Here is a 23,825-nt window from a genome sequence, read left to right as displayed (position 1 = left end):
CATAAATATATGCTATGTTTTACAATGAAAATTTACTCAAGTCTAATTAAAACTTATTTTTTATCTAATATTATTTTCTTATCTAAATGAAAATTTTACAACTAATTACAGGCCCTGGTGCAGGTGGTGCCGAAGTATACGTCAAAGATCTTGCAATTGCTATGACACATAAAGGACACGAACTCCACATTGGATTTTGGGGCTATGCTAAAGATTTTGGAAGAAATAAAGATTTTGAAGATAATTATTTAAAAGAACTAGAAAAAAACAATATAAAATATTTCTTCATCGGATATGAATCAAGAAAAAAACCTTGGATTGGTATATTCAAAGTAAAAAAATATATTAATGAAACCAATATCGATATTTATCATTCACATTTTCTTTATGGTACATTATTTGGGTTACTAACAAAAAAACCAATAATATATACACACCACAATATAAAATTTCAAACAAAAAAAATAATTTTCATTTTTTTTGATAAATTAATTAATAGATATATAGGTATATCAAATATATGTAGTGATGCTTTAAGAAATTACACACAAAAAAAAATCACTACAATTATGAATGGTGTAAACATAAAAAAGTTTCCAAAAAATATATCAATAAGAAAATTTAAGAATAATTTAGATTTTTTAGCAGTTGGAAGAATACATCCACAAAAAAATTATTTTTTATTGGTTGATAGCATTGCATTATTACCATTAAATATTCAAGATAAAATAAAAATATCAATTGCAGGAGAAGGCTCAAATAAAGATTTAGAAAATCTCAAAAATTATATTAAAAATAAAAAACTAAGCAAAACTATTCATTTAATAGGTAATCAGAATAATATTCCAGAACTCATGTCAAAATTTGATATTTTTATTATGACATCAGCTTGGGAAGGTTTGCCTATTTCCTTAATTGAAGCATCTATATCAGGGTTACCCTGTATTGTAACTGATGTTGGCGGTTGCTCTGAAATTATAAATACATGTATAAATGGTATTATAGTTGAGCCTGATAACGCACAAAAAATGGCTGACGCAATTGTTTCATATTTTGAAAACCCAGAGAAAATTTCTGAGCATTCAAAGAATGGAATGAAGTATTCAAATGTTTATTCTATTGAAACCTCAACAAAAAAACATTTAGAGCTATACCAAGAAATTTATAAAAATAATTCATTTTAAATATACTAGTCATCAAAATGTCTAAAGAAAAATTTAAGTACGAAATTAATCGAACAAATAGTAAAGAATCAGTTTATAGAATAGGGGAATTGTTTAAAAAAAACAGTAACGAAAAAGATGAAAATCATTTACTTTGGCAATATCTAAGACCTCAACATGGCAGTATAACTTCTATTTCTGTTGATGAGAATAAAAATGATACTGCCGTATATAGTGTTTTTAAAATTAAAGCAAAAATTAATTCCTCTATGGGTTTCGCATATCAATCCTTAGATACATTAACCGATCAAAATCATAGAGGAAAAGGTTTATTCGGAATATTAGCAAATGATGTTTATGAACAATGCAATTTAAGCGATCATAACATCATTTATGGTTTCCCTAATAAAAGTTCCGGACCTGTTTTTTTCTCTAGACTAGGTTGGAAAAAACTTGGATACCCACCTTTTGTTATTTATATTAATAATTTATTATTTCCACTAGTATATCTAACAAAAAAAAATGTATTTCTTGAAAATACATTAATTAAATTTTATTTAAAAAAAACAATTTCAAAATTAAGCAAAAAATCAAATTATTTAATAAATTCAAATGAAGATTTTTCTGAAGACTATGATAATTTATGGGAAAAATTTTCATCAGAAATAAACACTACCATTTGGCGTGACAGTAAATACATGAATTGGAGATATAAAGAAAAACCAAACAAAAAATATAAATTCTTATCCATTTACAAAGATAATATTTTAATTGGTAAATCAATTTATACAATTGAAAAAAAACACAATGGAAATATTGGTTATGTTATGGATGTAATTTGCAACCCAAATCATAGATCAGCTGCTGAGGTATTGCTAAAACAAACAGTTATTGAAATGATTAATCAAAAAATAGACGTCATCCTTGGTTGGATACCTGACAATCATTTTCTATTTGAATCATATAAAAAAACCAAATTTATAAAGCTATCAAGAAAATTGCAACCAATAAAATTATTTTTTGGTTATAAAACAAATAATAAAAATATAGAAATTAAAAATTCAGATTTCTTTATTACTTACTCCGACTCTGATACTGTATAGTTTACATATATAAATGTTTGATACTTTTTCTTCTCCATGGCATGTTATTAGTTCCCTACTTGTTTTCATTACAGGATTAATTTTATCTATAAAATTAAGTAACAACTTAAAAATTAAAAAAAAAATTTGAATATTAATATATTTTTGGCACACATTATTTTCAATAATCAATTTTAGTTATACTAAACTCTATATAAGTGACTCCTATATGTACTATAGCAGTTCCTTTAACTCTGATCTTGAATTTGCTTTGGGAACTAAAGCTGTTATTTATATCACTCATTTTTTTTCATCTGGTCTGAATCTTTCTTTTTTTGGAGTTTTTTTAGTTTTTAATATTTTTGGTTCTATTGGATTACTTTTATTTTATAAAAGCATAAAAATAGTTACATATGATAAATCCTCAATAATACAATTACTTGGTACTACACTTGTCTTTCTCCCATCCATAAGCTTTTGGAGTGCTGGACTAAGTAAAGACTCTCTTTCTTTTCTGGCTGTTGGAATGGCTTTATATGCAGCTTTAAATATAAATAAAAGAATATGGCTTATTACTTTTTCCTTTTTTATCATGTTTTTGGTAAGAACACATGTAGCTGCAATTATGGTTGCGGCATTAGCAATTGGAATTTTAATTAAATCCAAGATAAATATCTTGCCAAGAATTTTTATTGGTTTTTTATTTTTACTGATAACAATTTTATTAATACCAACCACCCTTGATTATGTTGGCCTTGAATCTGGCGCTAATAAAAATGATATTATCGAGTATATTGATAAAAGACAAAATTATTACCAAGACACAGACTCTGTGTGTAGATATTGCATCAATGAACTTACCTATGCAATTATTTACCTATATTGCGAGACCTTTACCCTTTGAAGCGCATAATATAACTTCTTTATTAGCATCAATTGATAATATAATTATGTTGTTACTAATAATATTAGGTGGTAAGAATATTTTCAAAAATGAAAAGGTTGAATTACCTGGAGTCCGTTCATTTCTATGGATATATACAATTTTGATCTGGATAGTACTTGCAATGAATACATCAAACTTAGGAATTGCTGTTAGACAGAAATGGATGTTTGCTCCTATATTAATATTCCTCTTGATTTCATTAATTGACAAAAAATCAAATAAAAATAAAACAAGAGCAAATTTATAAATTAACAACTATTAAACCACTAACCTTTATTTTATTAAATAATTTTCAATTCTTTTTTTTAAATAATGAAAATAAACCATGGTTCACTATTAATTTCTATAGACTTTGAATTATACTGGGGTGTTCATGACCAACGAAGTTTAGAAAGTTATAAAGAAAATATTATTGGTGTATGGCAAGCCATACCAAAAATCCTTGACCTTTTCACTAAATATAAAATTCATGCTACATGGTCAACAGTTGGTTTACTTTTTTGTAATAATGTTAATGAAGCCATAAATTACTCGCCCAAAAATAAACCAAAATACATTAATAAAAACTTATGTTCTTATAATTATATAAATAAAAATAAAATACTTGATCCAAAATTTCATTTTGCACCAGATTTAATAAAAAAAATACTTTTGACACCAAATCAAGAAATTTCAACGCATACATTTTCACATTATTACTGTCTGGAACCAGGCCAATCATTAGAGTCCTTCAAAGCGGATATCAATGCAGCTCTAAAAGTAGCAGAAAAATACAATATTGATATTAAAAGCATTATTTTCCCTCGAAACCAATGGAATCCTGAGTATCTGCATGAATTAGAGAAAGTAGGAATAGAAGCATATCGAGGGAATGAAAAAAGTTGGTTCTATAAATCAACTGAAGATAGTGGACAGAATTTATTTCGAAGACTAGGGAGACTATTTGATACTTATATTAATTTAGTCGGACACCAAACCTATACTTTAGAATCATGTCAACATACTAAACCTTATAATTTTCCTTCAAGTCGTTTACTCAGACCTTACTCAGAAAAACTCTCTTTTTTAGAAAAATATCGATCTAAACGAATTAAAAAATCCCTCCAACATGCTGCAAAAAACAATGAAATATTTCATTTATGGTGGCATCCACATAACTTTGGGAAAAATACTGATAAAAACTTAAAAATACTTGAAGAAATTTTAATTGAATATAATAATTTAAATATAAAATATGGAATGAAATCTTTTAATATGTATGACTTAATTAAAATATCAAACGACAAATAAAAATATAAAATTATATAAATATATAATTTTTTTTACGACAGCAGAAAAGGCATTTTTATATGTGTGGCATTACTGGATTTCTAAACAATTCAATTAAAGAATATAATTATCAGGAAAACATTTCCCAAATGAATAATCAAATTATTCATCGTGGACCAGACGATTCCGGCATTTGGATTGATGAAACATCAGGTATTGCTTTAGGCCATCGCAGGTTATCCATCCTGGAATTATCTGAAGCCGGGCATCAACCCATGCTGTCCTCATGCAATCGTTATGTATTGGTATTTAATGGTGAAATATACAATCACCTCGAATTACGCAAACAGCTGGAAGCACAATTACAGACCCCTGCTTTTTGGCGGGGTCACTCTGATACAGAAACATTGCTGGCTTGCTTTTCTGCCTGGGGTATCAAAAAAACCTTACAGGCAACGGTTGGCATGTTTGCAATAGCACTGTGGGACAAAACAAATAAAGCACTTACGCTTGCACGGGATAGATTAGGTGAAAAACCGCTCTACTGGGGTTGGCAAGAAAACACTTTGTTATTTGGTTCAGAACTAAAAGCCTTAAAAGCCCACCCTGCCTTCAAATCGAATATTAACCGAAACGCCCTTGCCTTGTTTTTACGGCATGGCTATGTCCCTTCCCCATACAGTATTTATGAAAATATTCATAAGCTCTCACCAGGGCATTTTTTAACACTTCCTTTAGCTGAAGGTAGGTTGAATAAAGAAACATCACCTGAACCATATTGGCAGTTTAATGGTGCAGTAGCAACCGGCTTGTCCAATCCCTTTACAGGAAACGACTCTGAAGCTATTGATGCCTTGGAAACCCAACTTTCTGCCAGTATAAAGTCACAAATGTTGTCTGACGTTCCCTTAGGGGCCTTTTTAAGTGGTGGTATTGATAGCAGTACTATTGTGTCCTTAATGCAGGCTCAAAGCAGTCGTCCTGTAAAAACCTTTACTATTGGGCTTGAAGGCAATGGCACAACATATGACGAAACATTGCATGCAAAAGCAGTGGCCGCTCATTTAGGAACTGAGCATACAGAACTACATATTAGTTCCCAAGATGCGCTTAATGTCATTCCAAAATTACCCAAAATTTATTGCGAACCACTTAGTGCAGACTCTCAAATCCCGATTTTTTTATTAAGTGAATTAACCAGACAGCATGTAACCGTTGCATTAAGTGGTGATGGTGGGGACGAATTATTTGGTGGATACAATCGCTATCTGAAAGCAAAGACTGTGTGGGAAAAAATGCAGCGACTACCACCTTTAGCAAGAAATACATTCGCACACTTTCTACGGGCGTTGCCCCCATCTACCTGGGATAAGCTTTTTGATGTTGCAAAACCTATACTACCTAGACGTTTCCAAATAGCTATACCTGGCACAAAAGCGCAAAAGCTGGCTGATGTGCTCAGTTTATCTGATGAAAAATCCTATTTCTCACGACTTACCAGCCATTGGCAAAATCCTGAAAATATTGTAATTGGTGCAAAAGAGCCTCCCACATTACTAACCACGGATAGTGCATGGCCCACAACAGACTGTTTTGAGCACTCAATGATGGCAATGGATGCACAGAGTTTTTTGCCTGAAGAAGTATTGGTAAAAGTTGATCGTGCAGCCATGGCAAACAGCCTTGAAACACGAACCCCAATGATTGATCATCAGGTTGTTGAACTTGCATGGCGCATGCCTTTGCATATGAAAATTCGCAATGGGCAAGGTAAATGGTTATTGCGTCAGGTTCTGTATAGGCATGTTCCTAAGGAGTTGATTGAACGTCCTAAAACCGGTTTCGGTATTCCTATTGACGCATGGCTTAGGGGTACATTACGTGAATGGGCAGAATCTTTATTGGATGAGCAACGTTTACGTAACGAAGGCTATTTCCACCCTGAACCAATTAGAAAACTCTGGGAAGAACACTTAAGCGGTAAATATAATTGGCAATACCAGCTATGGCCTGTACTAATGTTCCAAGCATGGCTTGAGGAAAATGCCTAAATGTCATTTTTATTAATTGCCAGTTATCCTGATTCACTTATTAAATTTCGTGGCCCATTAATTGATGCGCTAAGCCAAAAGGGCTTACAAGTCCATGTTGCTGTGCCAAATATTGCAAATAACAACATCCTTAAAAATGAGCTGGAAAGCAAAGGTATTATTGTTCACGATATACCTTTACGTCGAACTGGCATGAACCCTTTGGCTGACATGATAACTTTAGTACATTTATTAAAGCTTATCCTTCGCATTAAACCGGAATACGTATTGGGATACACCATTAAACCTGTTATTTATGGCTCCATGGCCTCATGGCTCGCAAAAGTGCCGAACCGCTTTGCATTAATTACCGGTTTGGGTTATGCTTTTCAGGGGCAGCAAGACAGTACCTCCACCAAACGTGGCTTAACCCGACAATTGGTACAACGATTATATTCATTGGCTTTGGGTAGAACTCATAAAGTGTTTTTCCAGAACCCAGATGACCTGGCCTTATTCAAAAAGTTAAAGATCCTTAAACCATCAACGCCCACTTTTGTAGTGAACGGATCAGGTGTCAATATTTCTGAATATGAAGTTGTACCCTTGCCTCTACAGCCCCGTTTCTTGCTAATTGCACGCCTGTTGGGTGACAAGGGTGTGCGTGAATATGCACAAGCAGCCAAAAGAATAAAAAGCACTCATCCGGAAGTAAATTTTGACCTGGTTGGCTGGATAGATGAAAACCCTGATGCCATCAAACAACAGGATCTAGACACTTGGATTGGGGAAGGTACGCTTAATTACCTGGGTAAGCTGGCAGATGTACGCCCTGCTCTTTCAAACTGCTCTGTTTACGTTCTTCCATCATACCGAGAGGGTACACCCAGAACCGTGCTGGAAGCCATGTCAATGGGTAGAACTATTATTACAACGGACGCCCCCGGTTGCAGGGAAACTGTTATTGATAATGACAATGGTTTTCTTGTTCCAGTTAAGTCAGTAGAAGCACTGGTTGTTGCCATGAAAAATTTAATTGACAACCCTGATCTGATTAAAAAAATGGGGCAGCGTTCACGAGAAATAGCAGAAGAAAAATACGATGTTCATAAAGTCAATGACAGTATGCTAAAAGCAATGGGCATTTCGGAAAGTACGAATAGATATGCTTAATTTTGATTATTAAAATGATACTTTTTAAAACTAAGGAGTCTCATCATGTTTGAATTTATTTCAACCAACAAAATTTTGCATAAGGCCGGTTTTGTTTTGTTTATAGACAAAAACAACGAAATTATTTTAGACCCTGATTCTATGGATGAATTCAGTAACTGGGCACTTTCCAAGCGCAAGTACGACATAGCAGAAGAACTTTCTGGCATATTAAATAAACTTCTTGAAGAAGCTAAGCATTTTATTCAAAACAATCAAGGTCTTAACCATCTTCATTAATTTTCTTGTAACCATACTCCATGTTTAAACGATTTATTGATATCTTTGTATCAGCTTTTGCCTTAATTCTTCTATCACCCATAATAACGGTCGTTGCATGGAACATATCAAAAAAACTGGGCTCCCCCGTTCTCTTCCGCCAGGTTCGCCCTGGCCTGAACGGCCAACCCTTCACCATGGTCAAGTTCCGTACCATGCGAGATGCCTTGAATAAAAACGGCAACCCCCTGCCTGATTCAGAACGAATGACACCCTTTGGTAACCTCCTGCGTTCCACCAGCCTGGATGAACTGCCAGAATTATGGAACGTATTAAAAGGCGATATGAGTCTGGTAGGGCCACGCCCTTTATTAATGGAATACCTGCCCCTGTACAGCAAAGAACAGGCTCGCCGCCATGAGGTACGCCCGGGTGTGACCGGTTGGGCACAAATTAATGGTCGCAATGCCATCAGTTGGGAAGAAAAGTTCAAGCTGGATGTATGGTATGTAGATAACCACTCTTTCTGGCTGGATGTAAAAATCCTGTTCCTGACCGTCAAAAAAGTATTTATCCGTGATGGGATTAGTGCCGAAGGTGAAGCCACCACATCCAAGTTCACAGGTTCTTCTTCAAAACAAGAGCAGCAATAATCCATTTATTTATAAAATATGAATCAACCCCTTTACGCCATTTACGGTGCCAGTGGTTGTGGCCGTGGCATTATGCCACTTGCCCGCATTCAACTGCAAAATGCCGGTATTCAGCTATCAAAGCTGGTTTTTATTGATGACAATGCCACAGCTTCTGAAATAAATGGGCATCAAGTCTTAAGCTATGCCAGTTTTCTGAAGCATGATGCAAGGCAGCGTTTTGTTGCTATCGCTATTGCCAACAGCGCCGTCAGGGAAAAATTGTCCCTTCAATGTCTGGCAGATGGCATTACGCCCTGGGCAGTGACTGCCAATAATGTAGTCACCATGGATAATGTTGTAATTGGTGAAGGTGCTTTATTAAGCCCGTTTGTAACCATTACCTCCAATATCCGTATTGGCAAATATTTTCACGCCAATTTATACAGTTATGTTGAACACGACTGCATCATTGGCGATTACGTGACCTTCGCCCCCGGGGTGAAATGCAACGGCAATGTTGTTATAGAAGACCACGCCTATATCGGTAGCGGTGCCGTTATAAAACAGGGCAAACCCGGTGCACCGCTGGTTATTGGTCGCGGTGCCGTGATTGGCATGGGTGCCGTGGTTACAAAGAATGTTGCTGCTGGAGCCACGGTTGTTGGCAATCCGGCCAAACCCTTGGTTAAAAATTAGTTAAAAGTCAAATCATCATGCTAAATACCCCCTTCTCCCCCTGGCCCTCTTTCACTGTTGAAGAGGCCGATGCCGTTCGTGATGTTATTTTATCCAACAAGGTTAATTACTGGACGGGTACCCAATGCCGCGATTTTGAAAAAGCCTTTGCCACCTGGACTGATACCGCCCATGCAATAGCCGTGGCAAACGGCACACTGGCGCTGGATCTGGCTTTCAAGGCACTGGATATTGGCCCGGGTGATGAGGTTATTGTAACGTCCCGCACCTTCCTGGCTTCGGTGTCCAGCATTATCAATACCGGTGCCAAACCGGTGTTTGCCGATGTTTGCCGTGATTCGCAAAACATTACGGCAGAAACCATCAAAGCCGTCTTAACGCCCAACACCAAAGCCATTGTCTGCGTGCACCTGGCGGGCTGGCCCTGCGATATGGACCCGATTATGGCACTGGCGCAAGAACATGGTTTGTACGTGATAGAAGACTGCGCCCAGGCGCATGGGGCCATTTACAAGGGCAAGCCGGTAGGCAGCATTGGGCATATTGGTGCCTGGTCTTTTTGCCAGGACAAGATCATGACCACCGGGGGTGAAGGCGGTATGGTTACCACCAATAACCGCGATTACTGGCTAACAATGTGGGCCTATAAAGACCATGGCAAAAGCTGGGAAGCGGTTTATGAGCGTGAACACCCGCCCGGTTTCCGCTGGCTGCATGAAAGCTTTGGCACCAACTGGCGCATGACCGAAGTGCAGGCCGTACTTGGCCTGATTCAGCTGGAACGCATGCAGGAATGGACGCGACTGCGCCAGCAAAACGCCAACAAAATATGGGCAACCGCCAAACAGCTGCCTGCCCTGCGGGTGCCGGAATTCCCCGAAGGCAGTGAACACGCCGCCTACAAATGTTATGTATTCGTGCAACCCGAACAGTTAAAACCTGACTGGAACCGTGACCGCATTATTAATGAAATGGTGGCGGCGGGTGTACCGGCCTTTTCAGGTTCCTGCTCTGAAGTGTATCTGGAAAAGGCGTTCGACCATACCAACCTGCGCCCGGCCCAGCGCCTGCCGGTAGCCATGGAACTGGGTGAAACTTCCCTTATGTTCCTGGTGCACCCTACCCTTACCCCGGCAGAAATAGACAAAACCTGCCAGGTTTTGCGCAGTGTAATGGAACAGGCCATCAGGAGTTAGGCAATGACGGCTTCCAAAAAGGATTCCTGCATGGAACAAAACCTGCGGAATCGTTTACTGCAGCTTGACCGCAAAAACAAACGCCTGTTGCAGGTGGTGGCCGATGTGGCCATTATTTGGCTGTCTTTGTGGCTGGCTTTTTACCTGCGGCTGGACACAACCGGTTTTATACAGCCTTTTAGCGGCCATGCCTGGCTGTTTATAATGGCCCCGCTGGTGAGCCTGCCCATTTTTGCGGTTAAAGGATTTTACCGGGCCGTGATGCGTTACCTGGGTTCACAGGCCAGTACCACTATTTTTGAAGGAGTTACCATTGCCACGATTTTACTGGGTATTGTTATTTATATAGGGCCCAGTAGCCCTGTCGTGCCACGTGGGGTAATTTTTATTTACTGGCTGCTTATGCTGCTAATGACAGGTGGATTGCGACTGTTAATGCGCCATTACTTCAGCAAAGAATCACCCGGTTTATCAGTATTTATTCCCTTTTACAATGGCAAACCCACCAACAGTAAAGACAAGCGTAAAAAAGTGCTTATCTACGGTGCCGGCCGCTCTGGCAACCAGTTGCTTAATGGCATTAACATGGGTAGTGACATGAAAGTGGTAGGGTTTGTAGACGACAACCCCGCCCTGATCGGCCGTGTGATTGCCGGGGTAACGGTTTTTGACCCACAACAATTGGGCGAAGTGATTGTAAACACCCAAACCGAAAAAGTGCTGCTGGCCATTCCTTCGGCCACGCGTGCACGCCGCCTTGAAATTATCAATGCCCTGGCACCTTACAAGGTGCTGGTTCGCACCGTACCCGGCATGATGGACCTGGTCAGCGGCAAAATTAAAGTCCAAGACCTGCGCGAAGTGGATATTGCCGACCTGCTGGGCCGAGACCCCGTAGCCCCCAATATGGCGCTGTTTGAAAAGTGCGTAAATCAGCAGGTGGTGATGGTAACCGGGGCCGGTGGCTCTATTGGTTCTGAACTGTGCCGCCAGATAGTTCACTTGCAGCCTAAAGTACTTATTTTATTTGAACATTCTGAATTCGCCCTTTACGATATTCACCGTGAAATAAGTATTTACGTGCGCAACAAGCAGCTGGATATAAAAGTGGTACCCATACTGGGTTCCATTCGCAACCAAAGCCGCCTGTTTGACGTGATGAGCGGCTGGAAGGTGAATACGGTTTACCACGCGGCCGCTTACAAGCATGTGCCCATGGTGGAGCACAATATTGCCGAGGGGGTGCGAAACAATATCTTTGGCACCCTGTATACCGCACAGTCTGCCATTCGCGCGCATGTAAAGAATTTTGTGCTGATTTCCACCGACAAAGCCGTACGCCCCACCAATATCATGGGCAGTACCAAGCGCATGGCCGAACTGGTGCTGCAGGCCCTGGCGCGGGAATCTACCCCGGTGCTGTTTGGGGCAGAGGAATACGGGCACTTTTCCAACCAGACCCGTTTCACCATGGTGCGTTTTGGCAATGTGCTGGGTTCATCCGGCTCGGTTATTCCGCTATTCCGCAAACAAATCACTAACGGTGGCCCCCTTACCGTCACGCACCCGGAAATTACCCGCTATTTCATGACCATCCCCGAAGCCGCCCAGCTGGTGATTCAGGCCGGTTCCATGGGGCGTGGTGGAGACGTGTTCGTGCTGGACATGGGTGAACCGGTAAAGATTGTGGATCTAGCCAAGAAAATGATCCAGCTTTCAGGCTTAACCTTAAAGTCTAAAGAAAACCCTGAGGGTGAAATGGAAATAAAATTCACCGGCCTGCGCCCTGGTGAAAAACTGTACGAAGAACTGCTCATTGGCAGCAACGTCAGCAAAACCGAACACCCCATGATCCAGCGCGCCAATGAACTGCATACAGAGTGGGAAGAACTGAAATTCCACCTGGCTACCTTGGATGATTCCATTCGTGCGTATGATTACCAGAAAGTACGCGATGTGTTTCATTTGCTGGTGGAAGGGTTTAAACCGGATGAGCATATTGTGGACTGGGTGCATAAGCAACAGGAAGAGCTGCGGGAGAATGTGCAGCTGCCGGATTATGTGCCTATGGCGATTTTGCAAGATGTGAAAAAACGGAAAGCGGAGAAGCTTTCTGCTTGAGTGGGAATGCAGGCCAACTCAAAACAACAACCAAAACCATTACAGAACAATTGTTACCACGCAGAGCGTGGGAACGAGAAAACAGAGAACCCTTATAATGAATAAACCATGCTAGCCGACCACCACAAGCGTATCCTGCGCAACACCAGCATGCTTTACATACGCATGCTGTTTGCCATGGCGGTTGGTCTATACACCTCTCGTGTGGTCCTTAATGTACTGGGGGTTGAAGATTTTGGTATCTACCATGTGGTGGCAGGCTTCGTTGCATTGCTTGGTTTCATGCTAGGTGCCATGACTACCGCTACACAGCGTTACTTTGCTTTCGACTTGGGCCAAAACAGCGGCAAAAATTTGAATGAACTGTTCAATACCAGTTTGCAGGTTCATGCATTGCTGGCCATGTTTATTGTCTTAATAGCCGAAACCCTAGGTTATTGGTTTGTAAGTACCCAACTTACCATCCCTCCGGGCAGGCTGGATGCTGCGCTCATTGCTTATCACCTGTCGGTCGGTGCCTTTGCCGTAAATGTAATGACCGTGCCCCTAACAGCCATGCTGATGGCCAATGAGCGAATGGGACTGTATGCCCTGATGAGCATGGCAGATGTCCTGCTTAAACTGGTGGCCGTATTGCTCTTGTCGTATCTGGCCCATGACAAGCTAAGCATGTACGCTGCTTTGCTGTTGGCGGTGGCATTACTTAGCTTTAACGGTTATGTACTCATCAATCGCTCAGTCTTTCCGACAGTACGCCTGCGGTGGATCTGGAATACAAAAAGTTTTCGAAATATGCTAGGTTTTACCGCCTGGAATACCTGGGGAAATCTTGCCGCAGCTATGTCGGAGCAAGGAAATAACGTCCTGCTTAACATTTTCTTCGGTCCCACCGTCAACGCAGGGCGCAGTATTGCCAGCCAGGCCAACGGCGCCTTGAACAGCTTTGTGTCAAATATACAGGCTGCGGTTAACCCGCAAATTGTCAAGCAGTACGCAAGCGGACAACACCAGCAGATGCATGAATTAGTACAGCGGGCATCAAAATATAACTTCTTGCTGCTAGTCACTCTTGCAATGCCTGTACTCCTTTATACTCAGCAACTGCTAGAAATATGGTTGGTTGAACCACCAGAATATGCGGCAATATTCTTGCAGTTGACAATAATTGTGTCCTTGATTGACTCAATTTCAAGACCGTTAATGACATCGGTACAGGCCACAGGAAAAATTCGTTTATACCAAAGTGTAGTCGGCGGGATACTGTTATTAAACGTGCCACTAGCTTTTATTGCCATACAAATATGGCCCTCTCCAACACTTGTTATATGGTCCAGTATCGTAGTTTCAATATTTGCTCTTATCGCACGTTTGTTTATATTGAAGCACTTAACAGAAATGACTGTAATGCTTTATATCAGAACCGTTGTTTGCCGAGTGGCTATGGTTGGAGCTACTGCTGGTCTTCTAAGTTACTTTATTGTTTTTCAAAATGCCCATGGCATGCTACTTCTCCTGGGGTTAACAAGTAATTTGGTTTGCACCATGGTAGTTGTCTATTTGTTAGGTCTTGATGCTAAAGAAAAAAAACACTTGTCCATGCTTGTGATTCAGTTATATAGGAAAATAATTTGATGTTGTCTTTTATGAATAAAATCAGAAATAAAGTTTATTATGATGTATTTTACAGAACACCCATCGGCGAAGCTCTGACTATATTTAATAGCCTTTTATTACATTTAAGATTTTCGTTTAGTGACAGGAATCCTGGGCTAGATAAAGAGCGGCTGGAATACTACTTGGTTAAGCACTGCCATATTGTTGAAAAAGGATTGGCATTGCCCGAACCACGTAAAGGGTTTGGTCAACCTAAAATCACAAACCTAATAAAAAAAACCCGTGAGTACGAAAAACATTATGCTGAAAGCCAAATCGGTCTGATGGTACGTGATACACTTCGGGAATATTTAGAGTTTCATGGAGATGATCTGCAAAAATTACCCAATAACTTTCTAAATGGTGTAAATAACTTTATAGAAGAAAAGCCAGCACAAAGTAAAGGTGGATTGAAATACCTCAACAAATCAAAAATGCTTACATTTGATAGTGAGCAGTTTAACGATTTTCTGAAATGCAGGCACAGCATACGAAATTTCAGCGATATTCCAGTTGAAAATGCAGAAATTATGAAAGCTTTATCGCTCAGTCAGAACACACCATCAGTATGCAACCGTCAAGGATGGTTCGTACATTACTACAGCGACAAATCAAAAATTAAAAAACTTCTATCTTTTCAAAATGGGAACGCTGGTTTTACTGACAGTATAGATAAACTATTGATAGTAACCGGTTCAGTCAAGGCATTTACCCGTTATGAACATAATCAGTTGTTTATTGATGGCGGCCTGTACTCAATGAACCTAATGTTGGCATTACATGCCGTTGGTTTAGGCTCTTGTCCTCTGAATACGTGTATGCCTTGGTTAATGGAAAAGAGAATGAAAAAAGCAGCAGGTATTGCACAACATGAACGTGTGATCATGATGATTGCAGTAGGCAATTTGTTGGATGAATTTAGTGTTGCGCAATCAGAAAAGCATCCAGTTGAGAAAATTTTAAGGCAGCATTAATCATGAAAATCGCAATAATGACCCAACCCCTAGGCCACAACTACGGTGGCATGATTCAGGCATGGGCGCTGCAGCAGGTACTCAAAAATGCAGGGCATGAACCCATAACCATAGACAGGCAAGTAGATGCCAAAAGCCCTGCTTACCGTGCCGCCCGCTTTGGCTACCACACATTGCAAAAAATATTAGGAAAACGAAAAGTACCAATCAATCTTGAACGCTATCTGCCGGACATTCTGCAACACACCCATGCATTTATTGATCAACACATTAGTATGTCCGAACTGCTAAACAGCACAGAAAAACTTAAGGCGCATTTTAAACGCGAACAGTACGATGCTGTGATTGTTGGGAGTGACCAGACTTGGCGACCAAAATATTCACCCAAGATTGACAATTTTTTTCTGGATTTTCTGCAAGGTAATGATATTAAGCGCATTGCTTATGCGTCTTCCTTCGGTGTTGACGAATGGGAATTTACCGAAGAACAAACCCGGCGCTGCGCTCCACTTGCAAAACATTTTGATGCCATCAGCGTACGGGAAAAATCAGGTGTAGCGCTGTGTAAAACCCATCTAGGGGTAGAAGCCACCCATGTCCTGGATCCAACACTGCTGGTGGGACGGGAAGCCTACGAAGCGCTTTATAAAAATAAAGATATACCTGAAAGACAAGGAATATACACATACATCTTGGACCAGGCTGACTGGAAAAACCAGGTAGTGGAAACTGCCAAACAAGTTCTTAAAAAGCCCCAGTATAGTAACCAGCGAAAAACCGATTTATCGAAATTTTCCAAAAGCAACCTGGATGACTACAAAATGCCCAGCCTTGAAGGTTGGGTTAAAGGCTTTTCTGATGCTGACTTTGTTATCACCGACTCGTTTCATGGTACGGTATTTTCTATTATTTTCAATAAGCCCTTCATTAGCCTGATAAATCCAAGCAGAGGGGCCTCAAGGTTTTATTCAATAGCAGATGAACTTGGTCTGACCCACAGACTCTTGAATAGTTACGATAAAAATATTGTAGATGAGTTGTTGAATACGCCCGTTGATTATGCGAATGTAAACCGTAAATTGGGACTGCTTGTAGAGGAATCAGAACGATTTTTAACTGAATCGCTTAAAAATTAATAATTAACCGATATTTTAGGGATAAAAGCGAGAATTACAGTTTATCTGAGAAGTCATCTGTGTTTTAGTTAGTTGGACATAGGGCATATTTTTGACCCACCTAGAAATGTTACACCGTCATTCAGTCGACCCTTTGAGCAATAGTGATAATGCATATTCAAAGGTCCTGTTTAGAATGCATAAATACCTCCTGAAAACAGAAGGTTGGTTGCATGAAATATCGGACAAATAGTTGACAAAGGGGGATATGAACTTGCAGTGGAGCGATTTTTAAAAAATTCATTAGATCAATGATTTATGTTTTTAACTATCGAGCTCGGATAGGCAGAGCGTTACGATTTAAATAAAAAGTCAAAAAGAAAGTATTGAAAAATGAAATTTTAGGTATGAATAAAAATTTATTCATTAACTTATGATTATATATATAAATAATATCATTTAATAAATTTTTTATTTTCTAGTATGGAGAATTAGATGAAACGAAAATTATTGACGCTAACGATGGTTGGAGTGGCAGTAGTATTATCCGGTTGTGATACGATGAATCAAAACGGCGGTTCGCTCGGTAGCCTTAATTTTTTATCTACTGATGGAGAAAAAAAGACCATCAACACCACACCTATTAAAATTAAAGTGCCTGATGATGCGGGTATTTTGCGTAAAAACAGTAATACGATCGTAGGTGATTTAATTATCCCGAATTTAAGCGTTACACATATTCCCAATGCATCATATAGTCGTGTATTTGTTGAGAATAAAACTGATAAGGATTTTGTCGTGCACGCTCGAAATGATAATGGCATAGCAGGATCTGGCATTAAATATAATATTTCATACGAGATGCTGCCTGGGAAAGGAAATGCATATCAAGTGGTATTAACACCTAATTTTAAAACCGAGTATCAGCAAGGTTTGATTGGTAAATTCCCCTTGCCTAACTTCACTGAAGAAGCTATGAGAGAGTATCTTCGCGCATTTTCCTTGATCTATAAGTTTGAAGTAGATTCAAAATACAACTCTGAATCTACTATGGCAAACTTTATGCGTATGGCAACAGTGCAACCCAACACACGTGGTATGGCTGACCCTGTTACTGGAAAAATATTCAATCAATATTTTGAAACGGAGTATCAAGGTAAGGCAGCAGGCTATTTTGTAGAGGTTTTTCCTTACCGTGATGGTTCAAAAGCAGTTATTTATATGGAACTGCCTACCGTAGAAACCAGTTCGAATGAAGTGGATTTTGAAATTATTATTAAAGATTTAAAATCTGAAATGGATCGTATTGTTAATTCTTGATCAGAATAAAGCAGAAATAAAACATCTGACTTGTAGTTTCAATAGGAAAAAGCGGTAACTCTCGACCCTCATGAGCTTGTCCAAGCGTGAAATCGTGGCCTGGCAGATGGCAAGGTACCCGGATTCAATTGGTCACCAACATGCCTGTTACCGGAAAATGCTGGAAGAAAGGGGTATTGAGCAAAGCATGTCCAGGAAAGGAAACAATCTGGACAAAGCGGCAATCGTAAGCTTCTTCGGCATCCTACAGTCAGAACTCTTCCATCTGAAGCGCATTTTTAACATCGAAAACGGTGCCCCTGTGTCAGACTAGTTGTCCAATACTTGATGTATGTCAACTACCCTGCCAGAGGAGGCTACCCGGAATACGACGATTCGCTGAAGGTATCTGCAACGCTCGGCACCATTCAGTTTCAACGATTAACCAAGAATAACATGAAAGAGTAAGTAGCTCATGCATCCAACTAAGCTTTACGTCATCGGTAACGGCTTCGATCTATGGCATGAAATTCCTTCAAGCTACTCACAGTTCAAGGAATACGTAAAACGCCACGATCATGATATTTTTGATGCTGTTGAGAATTATCTTCCAGCCGATGAGGACTGGAGCTATCTTGAATCCGCATTAGCTGATCTGGACGTATATAACATCATCGACGATTTTAGCTATTTCATGAAACCCTATGGCGCCGACGATTGGAGTGACGCTAGTCATCATGATTTTCAGTATAAAGTTGAACAGGTCGTGAAACGTCTCTCGACCGAACTCAGAGCACTGTTTGGCGAATGGATACGCACCTTAGTAATTCCAACTCCTTATATGGCAACGAAACGCTTGAAAAGCATTGATGCGAACGCTGTTTTCCTGACCTTCAACTACACTTCTACGCTTCAAGACCTCTATGCAGTACCCGACAACCGGGTGTTACATATCCACGGAGAGGCCGGGATGGAAAATAGCGAGTTGATTCTCGGACATGCTTGGGATCCAGAACAACGAAAATCCCTCAATGATCGGTTTGATATCGATAAAATAGATACTCGATTAATGGAGGCTAATGACATCCTGGACGATTATTTTTCCCAGACGTTTAAGCCTTCTGCTCATTTGATTAACAAGCATCAAGCCTTTTTTAATCAACTCAATGAAATTGAAACCGTACATGTATTGGGGCATTCTTTATCCGACGTGGATCGTCCCTACATCCAAAAATTGCAAAGTGTACTTAATTCTTCTACACATTGGCATATTGCTTGCCGCTCGGAGGAAGAACGCCAAACAAAGTACGATCGATTACTCACTCTTGAGGTAAATCCTCAACAAGTCGTGCCTTTGCTTTGGGATGCCTTTTAAGAACTATGCAAAAATGAAGCAAAAGGATTTAAAGAACTGATTAGTCCACGACGATAACAGATTTAGTAGGCATCAAAACCAACAAGACAAGAGAAAAAATGAGCATTGTATGTTTAAGAGGTGATACTGCGTTAAACGAGCAGGATTTGCTAGCACATTTAGCAGCCATGCTACGTTTGGAAAACATTGCTGTGCTTCTTGGCGCAGGCGCATCCGTAGTGGCAGGTGGTATGACCATGATGCGGTTATGGAAAGATTTCATCCTTCACCACCACGAGACTGCACTGCGATTTGCTAATGAAAATTTCATCGCGAAAGAAGACACAGTTATTGCCAATTTTGAGAGTGCTAACCCCAGAGAGCTGCCAAATATTGAGGGGTTACTTGATAAGCTGGAAATGTCACAGATTGACTGGTCGCGTCGTAAGCCCGCTAGTAGAAATTTAAAAATTTTCAAAACCGATATCGGGCTATTACTAAAGTACGTAGTCAAGGCAGCTATTCTGGATCAGAATGCATGGGAAAAGGCCCCTGCATTTGATCGCCTCCCCTATCACGTTAAATTGCTCCAGCGGCTGGTTGGTGCTAGACAACCAGGCCAAGCCAGCCCATGGATTTTCACTACAAATTATGACTTGGCTGTTGAGTGGGCGGCAGAGTCAGTAGGTATTCATACTCATACTGGCTTTGTTGGCATTCATAACCGCACCTTCTCTCCACAATCCTTCGATTTAGGGTATCGGAATATTAATGCTAAAGGCGAAGCTCGTTTTGGTTGTAATGATGTGTACTTGGCAAAGTTACATGGTTCGCTAACATGGGAAAGCGCTGATGGTGAGTATCGAGAGTTGGCTGCATCTGAAGCTTGGCCAAACCTGAGTGACATTGTCAATGGAAAAAAAGCGGTTGATGAGTCGTTGATGGTTTTTCCTCGGGCGGCCAAGTACTTGCAAACGGTAGGATTTCTATCTGGTGAATTATTCCGCCGATTTTCAGATTTCCTTGCCAGGCCGCAAAGTTGCATTATTCTGACTGGCTATTCTTTCGGAGACGAGCATATCAACCGCCTGTTACGATCTGCTTTGCTCAACCCAACGCTGCAAATAGTGGCATTTTTACCAGAATTTTCAGGAACCGAGGCAGAGCAGCTTAAAAAGCTAAAACCTGAAGTCAGGCGTTTAATCGCATTGAAATCGCCGAGATTGACCTTTGTTGGCAATGGAGAAAACGCTTATTTCAATAATATGGTCGAGTTTCTACCTGATCCTATGCTTTATGATCTGAAAGAACAGGAGTTTCGAGACAAAATAAAAATACTAAGCGGTGACATCAATGCGAAGTAGAATCGCTATAGGCTATGTAGTGCAAATTGATGCTGGCCAGATAACCTTGAACTTGCTTGACCATCATCGCGGACAGATGGCTAGTCACTATCAAGGTGTCACCCCTGTGGGAGAAGTAGGCGGCCTGCTTGTTATTGATGGGGGTTACCGGCTTTTCGTAATGAAAATTTCTGGCCTTAATTTCTCAGAACCAAAAGAAATACATCGACCAACGAATGGCAAGCAAAGTGAGAATGGACAGCCATTACGCCATTTGCATGGCACGTTGATTGGCTGGATAGAAGCTGGGCAGTTTGTTCCCGACAATTTAGTATCGCCCCCATTGGGAGCCGAGGCCTTTCCGCTAACTGCTAACGAATCGCAAATCGTTTTAGGTGGACCAGAACCTAACGGACCAATCAAGCTTGGCACCGAATATAAAACCGGGAATAGCGTTAAAACTGGCCTGAATCGACTATTAGCCCAACACATTGCGGTTTTGGGTAGCTCCGGTCAAGGCAAGAGCTGTTTCACTGCTGCCGTATTGCAGCAGCTTGCCGATATGCCTAACTCTCGTATTGTTATATTCGACATTAATGGAGAGTACGACCGAGCATTCAGGAAATCCGAAAGCGCAATTTCTGAAGGAGATTTTACTTGCCGACTTTCCGAGGGTGCCTATCAACATACCGTTATTGGCGAAGATGCTGATGGCGCACAAGGTTACCGCATCCCCTATTATGCACTGGGACGACAAGGACTAAACCGGCTACTGTTACCAAGTGAAAAGACACAACGACCTGCACTTTCATTTGCCATTGATAACCTGAAATATGTACATTGGCATCAAGCCGAACAAGGTGCGTCCTTAGATGGCCAAAACCCAGTGCTTTTTGATGATTGCCGGCAAAACGGAGCAACGGATGCGAACCATGCCATTAATATTCTTAGAGAGAGGCAAGGTCAAGCCGCGCAAAGCTGGCCACATATGTCTGCACTGTCAGCTCTAGTTGCAGAAAGCCATAGTTTAGCTCCTAACAATAGAGGAACAATTGAACGTAATGGTTTTCAATATGGAAACGTCTCTCCGTTAATAACCCGAATCCATCGTCTAGTTGAAGATGAAATGCTACGCGCAGTGGTAGATGTGTCTGGTGGACCACCTGTCAAAGTTGGCAACTTGGATATGCGCGCAGAAGGTGAACATCTTGTAGATAGGATCTTTGGCAGCGTAAACACTCAATGGCGAGTACATGTCGTGAATTTGCGCCAAGTTCCTCAGGATTTAATGCCTCTTGTACTTGGGTCTATGTTAGAGCTTTATTCACAAGTGCTTTTTCGTCGAGGTCAAGGCAAAAATCCTGCAACCTTGCTTGTCCTTGAAGAGGCTCACCATTACCTTCGCCCCGTTCCCGATGGCGACTCTGGAAGTTCATCACTCGCTTATGAGCGTCTTGCAAAGGAAGGACGAAAATTTGGTTTGGCATTATGGCTCAGTACGCAGAGGCCATCCGAAGTATCGCCAACCGTGCTTTCTCAATGCAACACATGGGTTTCTTTCCGGCTTACCTCAGAGCAAGACCTGCGCGTTATTTCATCCGCATGTGAATGGGCAGATAAACGGGAAGTATCAAGAATTGCCGGGCTCCCCAGGCAACACGCCATTGTAATGGGAGGAACCGTTGCTTTACCGACATGCATTAGAGCTCAAAACTCAGATCCAACGCCGAAATCAGAAGATGGCAGATTCGATTCTTGGAATCTAGGTGAAGAGCCACCAATCAATTCACCTCTAACAAAAAACAAGAATTTGATATGATCGAATTTACGGATAACGATATTCTGAAACTTGATGAACGTTTTGCACACGAAGNGAACCGGGTTAGTGGCCTCAATAGATCGTATCAGGAAAGTAACCATTGGCATTGTTTTTGGAGAGGTAAATATAACCCTCTATGAAGGCTTAGGCTTTCCAAACCAACAGGAATGGGTTATATGGTGTCGTGGTAACCAAAAAATTGCAGAAAGATCAGCCTTTGCTTTTGCAGATATGCATGACCTTGTCTATGGCATTAATAGTAGTCCCAAACAAGGAAACGTCGAGACATTTTGGGGGCTTGCAGCCGAACAACTGAAATTAGTAGCGGAGAACCTCTCACAGACAGGCGCAGTCAGCAGTGCCGTATTGCAACCAATTTGCCTAACCGCAGAGTTGGCGATGAAAGGTACCCTTTTACACCTAGGTATACCAGAGAACGAATTAAAAAATCCGAAACTCTTTGGTCATGACTTAATCAAACTAAGTCAAAAAATGACGCAAAAGAGTAAGCATAGAGATGATCCATTGCTCTTAAAAGCCTTGGAAAAATTTCCTGATTATGTAGGTGATCGTTATCGAGCAACACAGTTGACGCGGCTGGCGGTTATAGACCTCGCTCTAGACGCACAGTTTGTGGCAGCTTCTGCTGTAAGACGTATTTCTGGAGAAGACTTGGCTAACCAGATGGAAACTGGGTATCCTGGCCCACGCAGCAATTTTTTTCCCTAAATGTAAATGAAATGTTCAACTATTCGATAACCAGCATACGTTTTATCAGTTACTGCATCAGGAAACCCATTCAATTTGCCGGGCTACAAACAATATGAAGGGAATCAACCCAGCATACCATATTGTTAAATGAACTCAACCCGTATAGCTTGGATATACTGATTGTCATGTATGAGCATAAGGTGTTTGTGCAGTCAGTGCTGAGGAATATCAATCCGTTTGACCAGTGGAGGTAGAGAAAGGCAAGGAAATTGCCAATCAGTTACTGCCTCTGTTGAATAGGGATGCTGGGGATTTGGCAGGATTGGATAGGTCTACCCGAGGGTTGATTGAGGTTTTGTTAGAATAGACTACATTTCAATTTATCCTTAACAAAGTATCTGTAAAGCATCTTTTTTAAAGAATACTTCTATTCTAAAAAACTTTTATAAACCAACAAACAAATTTCAAGTGCATTATTTAATGGGTTACAACCCGAATATAACCGGTGTTTGTCAACCTAGTTGGAACGTGAATCATGCCGCCTCTAACGTTTTTTCCTGTTGAATGATCTCCAGGTTTTTATCGGGATTGAGCCAGACTTCTCCAATCGGTTGCCAGTTACGTGTCTGACCTGACCAGCGGGCGGGATTGGCACGTTGGGCCTGTTGGTACAGTTCGTGGCGAGCCCGTAGGATATTCTCATCCTGGCCAGCATGGCGCTGAGCCGGTGTGACATAGCGGATTTGGCTATGACGATGTTCTTCGTTATACCACCGTACAAAGTGATGAACCCATTGCCGGGCATCTTCAATCTGGTCACCCGAGCTCGACAGTTAAAATTTTAAGTTATTGATTTATAAAGGATTATGTTATAAACGCTCCATTACAAATTCACATATTCAACATCAGTGGTCGGTTTTTTAACCTTCAGGCTGGCTAACACAGCCGCTTGTTCCGCATCAATGGCGGAGATGCCGGTAACGGGTGC

General features: G+C 40.6%; 22 protein-coding genes and 1 pseudogene. 22 read left to right on the top strand and 1 reads right to left on the bottom strand.

Translation table 11 applies throughout. From position 1 onward, the window contains the following. The first annotated feature begins 86 nt into the window (after positions 1 to 86). From IE074_RS12385 to IE074_RS15120, 22 genes are all read left to right on the top strand, one after another. Complete coding sequence (locus IE074_RS12385) at positions 87 to 1,184, top strand: glycosyltransferase family 4 protein (RefSeq protein ID WP_189385772.1); 1,098 nt, start codon at positions 87 to 89, stop codon at positions 1,182 to 1,184. Between the two features lie 17 nt (positions 1,185 to 1,201). Next, positions 1,202 to 2,266, top strand: a complete 1,065-nt coding sequence (locus IE074_RS12380; protein WP_189385771.1) for a GNAT family N-acetyltransferase — start codon at positions 1,202 to 1,204, stop codon at positions 2,264 to 2,266. Positions 2,267 to 2,474: 208 nt separating this feature from the next. Continuing rightward, positions 2,475 to 3,149 carry a hypothetical protein gene (locus tag IE074_RS12375; RefSeq protein ID WP_189385770.1) on the top strand — a complete coding sequence of 225 codons (675 nt, stop codon included), beginning with the start codon at positions 2,475 to 2,477 and terminating at the stop codon, positions 3,147 to 3,149. Continuing rightward, a complete protein-coding gene (locus tag IE074_RS12370) occupies positions 3,109 to 3,438 on the top strand; it encodes a hypothetical protein (protein WP_189385769.1) in 330 nt (109 codons plus the stop codon). The genes IE074_RS12375 and IE074_RS12370 overlap by 41 nt, the downstream gene beginning before the upstream one ends. A gap of 65 nt (positions 3,439 to 3,503) precedes the next feature. After that, positions 3,504 to 4,481, top strand: coding sequence for a polysaccharide deacetylase family protein (locus IE074_RS12365; RefSeq protein ID WP_189385768.1), 978 nt, complete (start codon positions 3,504 to 3,506; stop codon positions 4,479 to 4,481). 59 nt (positions 4,482 to 4,540) lie between these two features. Next, positions 4,541 to 6,511: an asparagine synthase (glutamine-hydrolyzing) gene (asnB, locus tag IE074_RS12360; protein ID WP_189385767.1), complete on the top strand. Its 1,971-nt coding sequence runs from the start codon at positions 4,541 to 4,543 to the stop codon at positions 6,509 to 6,511. Next, positions 6,512 to 7,663, top strand: coding sequence for a glycosyltransferase family 4 protein (locus IE074_RS12355; protein ID WP_189385766.1), 1,152 nt, complete (start codon positions 6,512 to 6,514; stop codon positions 7,661 to 7,663). 45 nt (positions 7,664 to 7,708) lie between these two features. Continuing rightward, a complete protein-coding gene (locus tag IE074_RS12350; protein WP_189385765.1) occupies positions 7,709 to 7,942 on the top strand; it encodes a hypothetical protein in 234 nt (77 codons plus the stop codon). A gap of 20 nt (positions 7,943 to 7,962) precedes the next feature. Next, a complete protein-coding gene (locus IE074_RS12345; RefSeq protein ID WP_189385764.1) occupies positions 7,963 to 8,574 on the top strand; it encodes a sugar transferase in 612 nt (203 codons plus the stop codon). A gap of 18 nt (positions 8,575 to 8,592) precedes the next feature. Next, on the top strand, positions 8,593 to 9,252 hold the full coding sequence (locus IE074_RS12340; protein ID WP_189385763.1) for an acetyltransferase: 660 nt from the start codon (positions 8,593 to 8,595) through the stop codon (positions 9,250 to 9,252). Between the two features lie 17 nt (positions 9,253 to 9,269). Continuing rightward, positions 9,270 to 10,448, top strand: a complete 1,179-nt coding sequence (locus IE074_RS12335) for a DegT/DnrJ/EryC1/StrS family aminotransferase (protein WP_189385762.1) — start codon at positions 9,270 to 9,272, stop codon at positions 10,446 to 10,448. Positions 10,449 to 10,451: 3 nt separating this feature from the next. Beyond that, positions 10,452 to 12,569 (top strand): polysaccharide biosynthesis protein, encoded by a 2,118-nt coding sequence (locus IE074_RS12330; protein ID WP_229794020.1) that lies wholly within the window; start codon positions 10,452 to 10,454, stop codon positions 12,567 to 12,569. A 108-nt stretch (positions 12,570 to 12,677) separates the two neighbouring features. Beyond that, positions 12,678 to 14,201 (top strand): lipopolysaccharide biosynthesis protein, encoded by a 1,524-nt coding sequence (locus tag IE074_RS12325; protein ID WP_189385761.1) that lies wholly within the window; start codon positions 12,678 to 12,680, stop codon positions 14,199 to 14,201. After that, the gene (locus IE074_RS12320; protein ID WP_229794021.1) at positions 14,201 to 15,196 is read left to right on the top strand and encodes a nitroreductase family protein; all 996 of its coding nucleotides are present in this window, start codon (positions 14,201 to 14,203) and stop codon (positions 15,194 to 15,196) included. Before IE074_RS12325 ends, IE074_RS12320 begins: the two co-directional genes overlap by 1 nt. Positions 15,197 to 15,198: 2 nt before the next feature. Beyond that, a complete protein-coding gene (locus IE074_RS12315) occupies positions 15,199 to 16,332 on the top strand; it encodes a polysaccharide pyruvyl transferase family protein (RefSeq protein WP_189385759.1) in 1,134 nt (377 codons plus the stop codon). A gap of 474 nt (positions 16,333 to 16,806) precedes the next feature. Further along, positions 16,807 to 17,631, top strand: a complete 825-nt coding sequence (locus IE074_RS12310) for a hypothetical protein (protein ID WP_189385758.1) — start codon at positions 16,807 to 16,809, stop codon at positions 17,629 to 17,631. Positions 17,632 to 17,701: 70 nt separating this feature from the next. Continuing rightward, complete coding sequence (locus tag IE074_RS12305) at positions 17,702 to 17,944, top strand: hypothetical protein (RefSeq protein ID WP_189385757.1); 243 nt, start codon at positions 17,702 to 17,704, stop codon at positions 17,942 to 17,944. 141 nt (positions 17,945 to 18,085) lie between these two features. Then, the gene (locus tag IE074_RS12300) at positions 18,086 to 18,985 is read left to right on the top strand and encodes a bacteriophage abortive infection AbiH family protein (protein WP_189385756.1); all 900 of its coding nucleotides are present in this window, start codon (positions 18,086 to 18,088) and stop codon (positions 18,983 to 18,985) included. Between the two features lie 98 nt (positions 18,986 to 19,083). Further along, positions 19,084 to 20,328 (top strand): SIR2 family anti-phage-associated protein, encoded by a 1,245-nt coding sequence (locus IE074_RS12295; RefSeq protein ID WP_189385755.1) that lies wholly within the window; start codon positions 19,084 to 19,086, stop codon positions 20,326 to 20,328. Between the two features lie 19 nt (positions 20,329 to 20,347). Beyond that, positions 20,348 to 22,126, top strand: coding sequence for an anti-phage-associated helicase HerA (herA, locus tag IE074_RS12290; protein ID WP_229794019.1), 1,779 nt, complete (start codon positions 20,348 to 20,350; stop codon positions 22,124 to 22,126). Positions 22,127 to 22,192: 66 nt separating this feature from the next. Continuing rightward, positions 22,193 to 22,855 carry a hypothetical protein gene (locus IE074_RS12285; protein WP_189385753.1) on the top strand — a complete coding sequence of 221 codons (663 nt, stop codon included), beginning with the start codon at positions 22,193 to 22,195 and terminating at the stop codon, positions 22,853 to 22,855. A gap of 122 nt (positions 22,856 to 22,977) precedes the next feature. Continuing rightward, on the top strand, positions 22,978 to 23,091 hold the full coding sequence (locus tag IE074_RS15120) for a phosphoglucose isomerase-related protein (RefSeq protein WP_425549736.1): 114 nt from the start codon (positions 22,978 to 22,980) through the stop codon (positions 23,089 to 23,091). Positions 23,092 to 23,370: 279 nt separating this feature from the next. Here IE074_RS15120 and IE074_RS12275 read toward each other — a convergent pair. Then, a pseudogene (locus IE074_RS12275) lies at positions 23,371 to 23,649 on the bottom strand (IS3 family transposase); the annotation flags it as partial. Positions 23,650 to 23,825 lie beyond the last annotated feature (176 nt).

The sequence above is a fragment of the Advenella faeciporci genome (assembly GCF_014652395.1).
GTDB lineage: Bacteria > Pseudomonadota > Gammaproteobacteria > Burkholderiales > Burkholderiaceae_B > Advenella > Advenella faeciporci.
The sequence above is the reverse complement of the archived record's forward strand: the minus strand, read 5'-3'. Positions and strand labels throughout refer to the sequence as shown.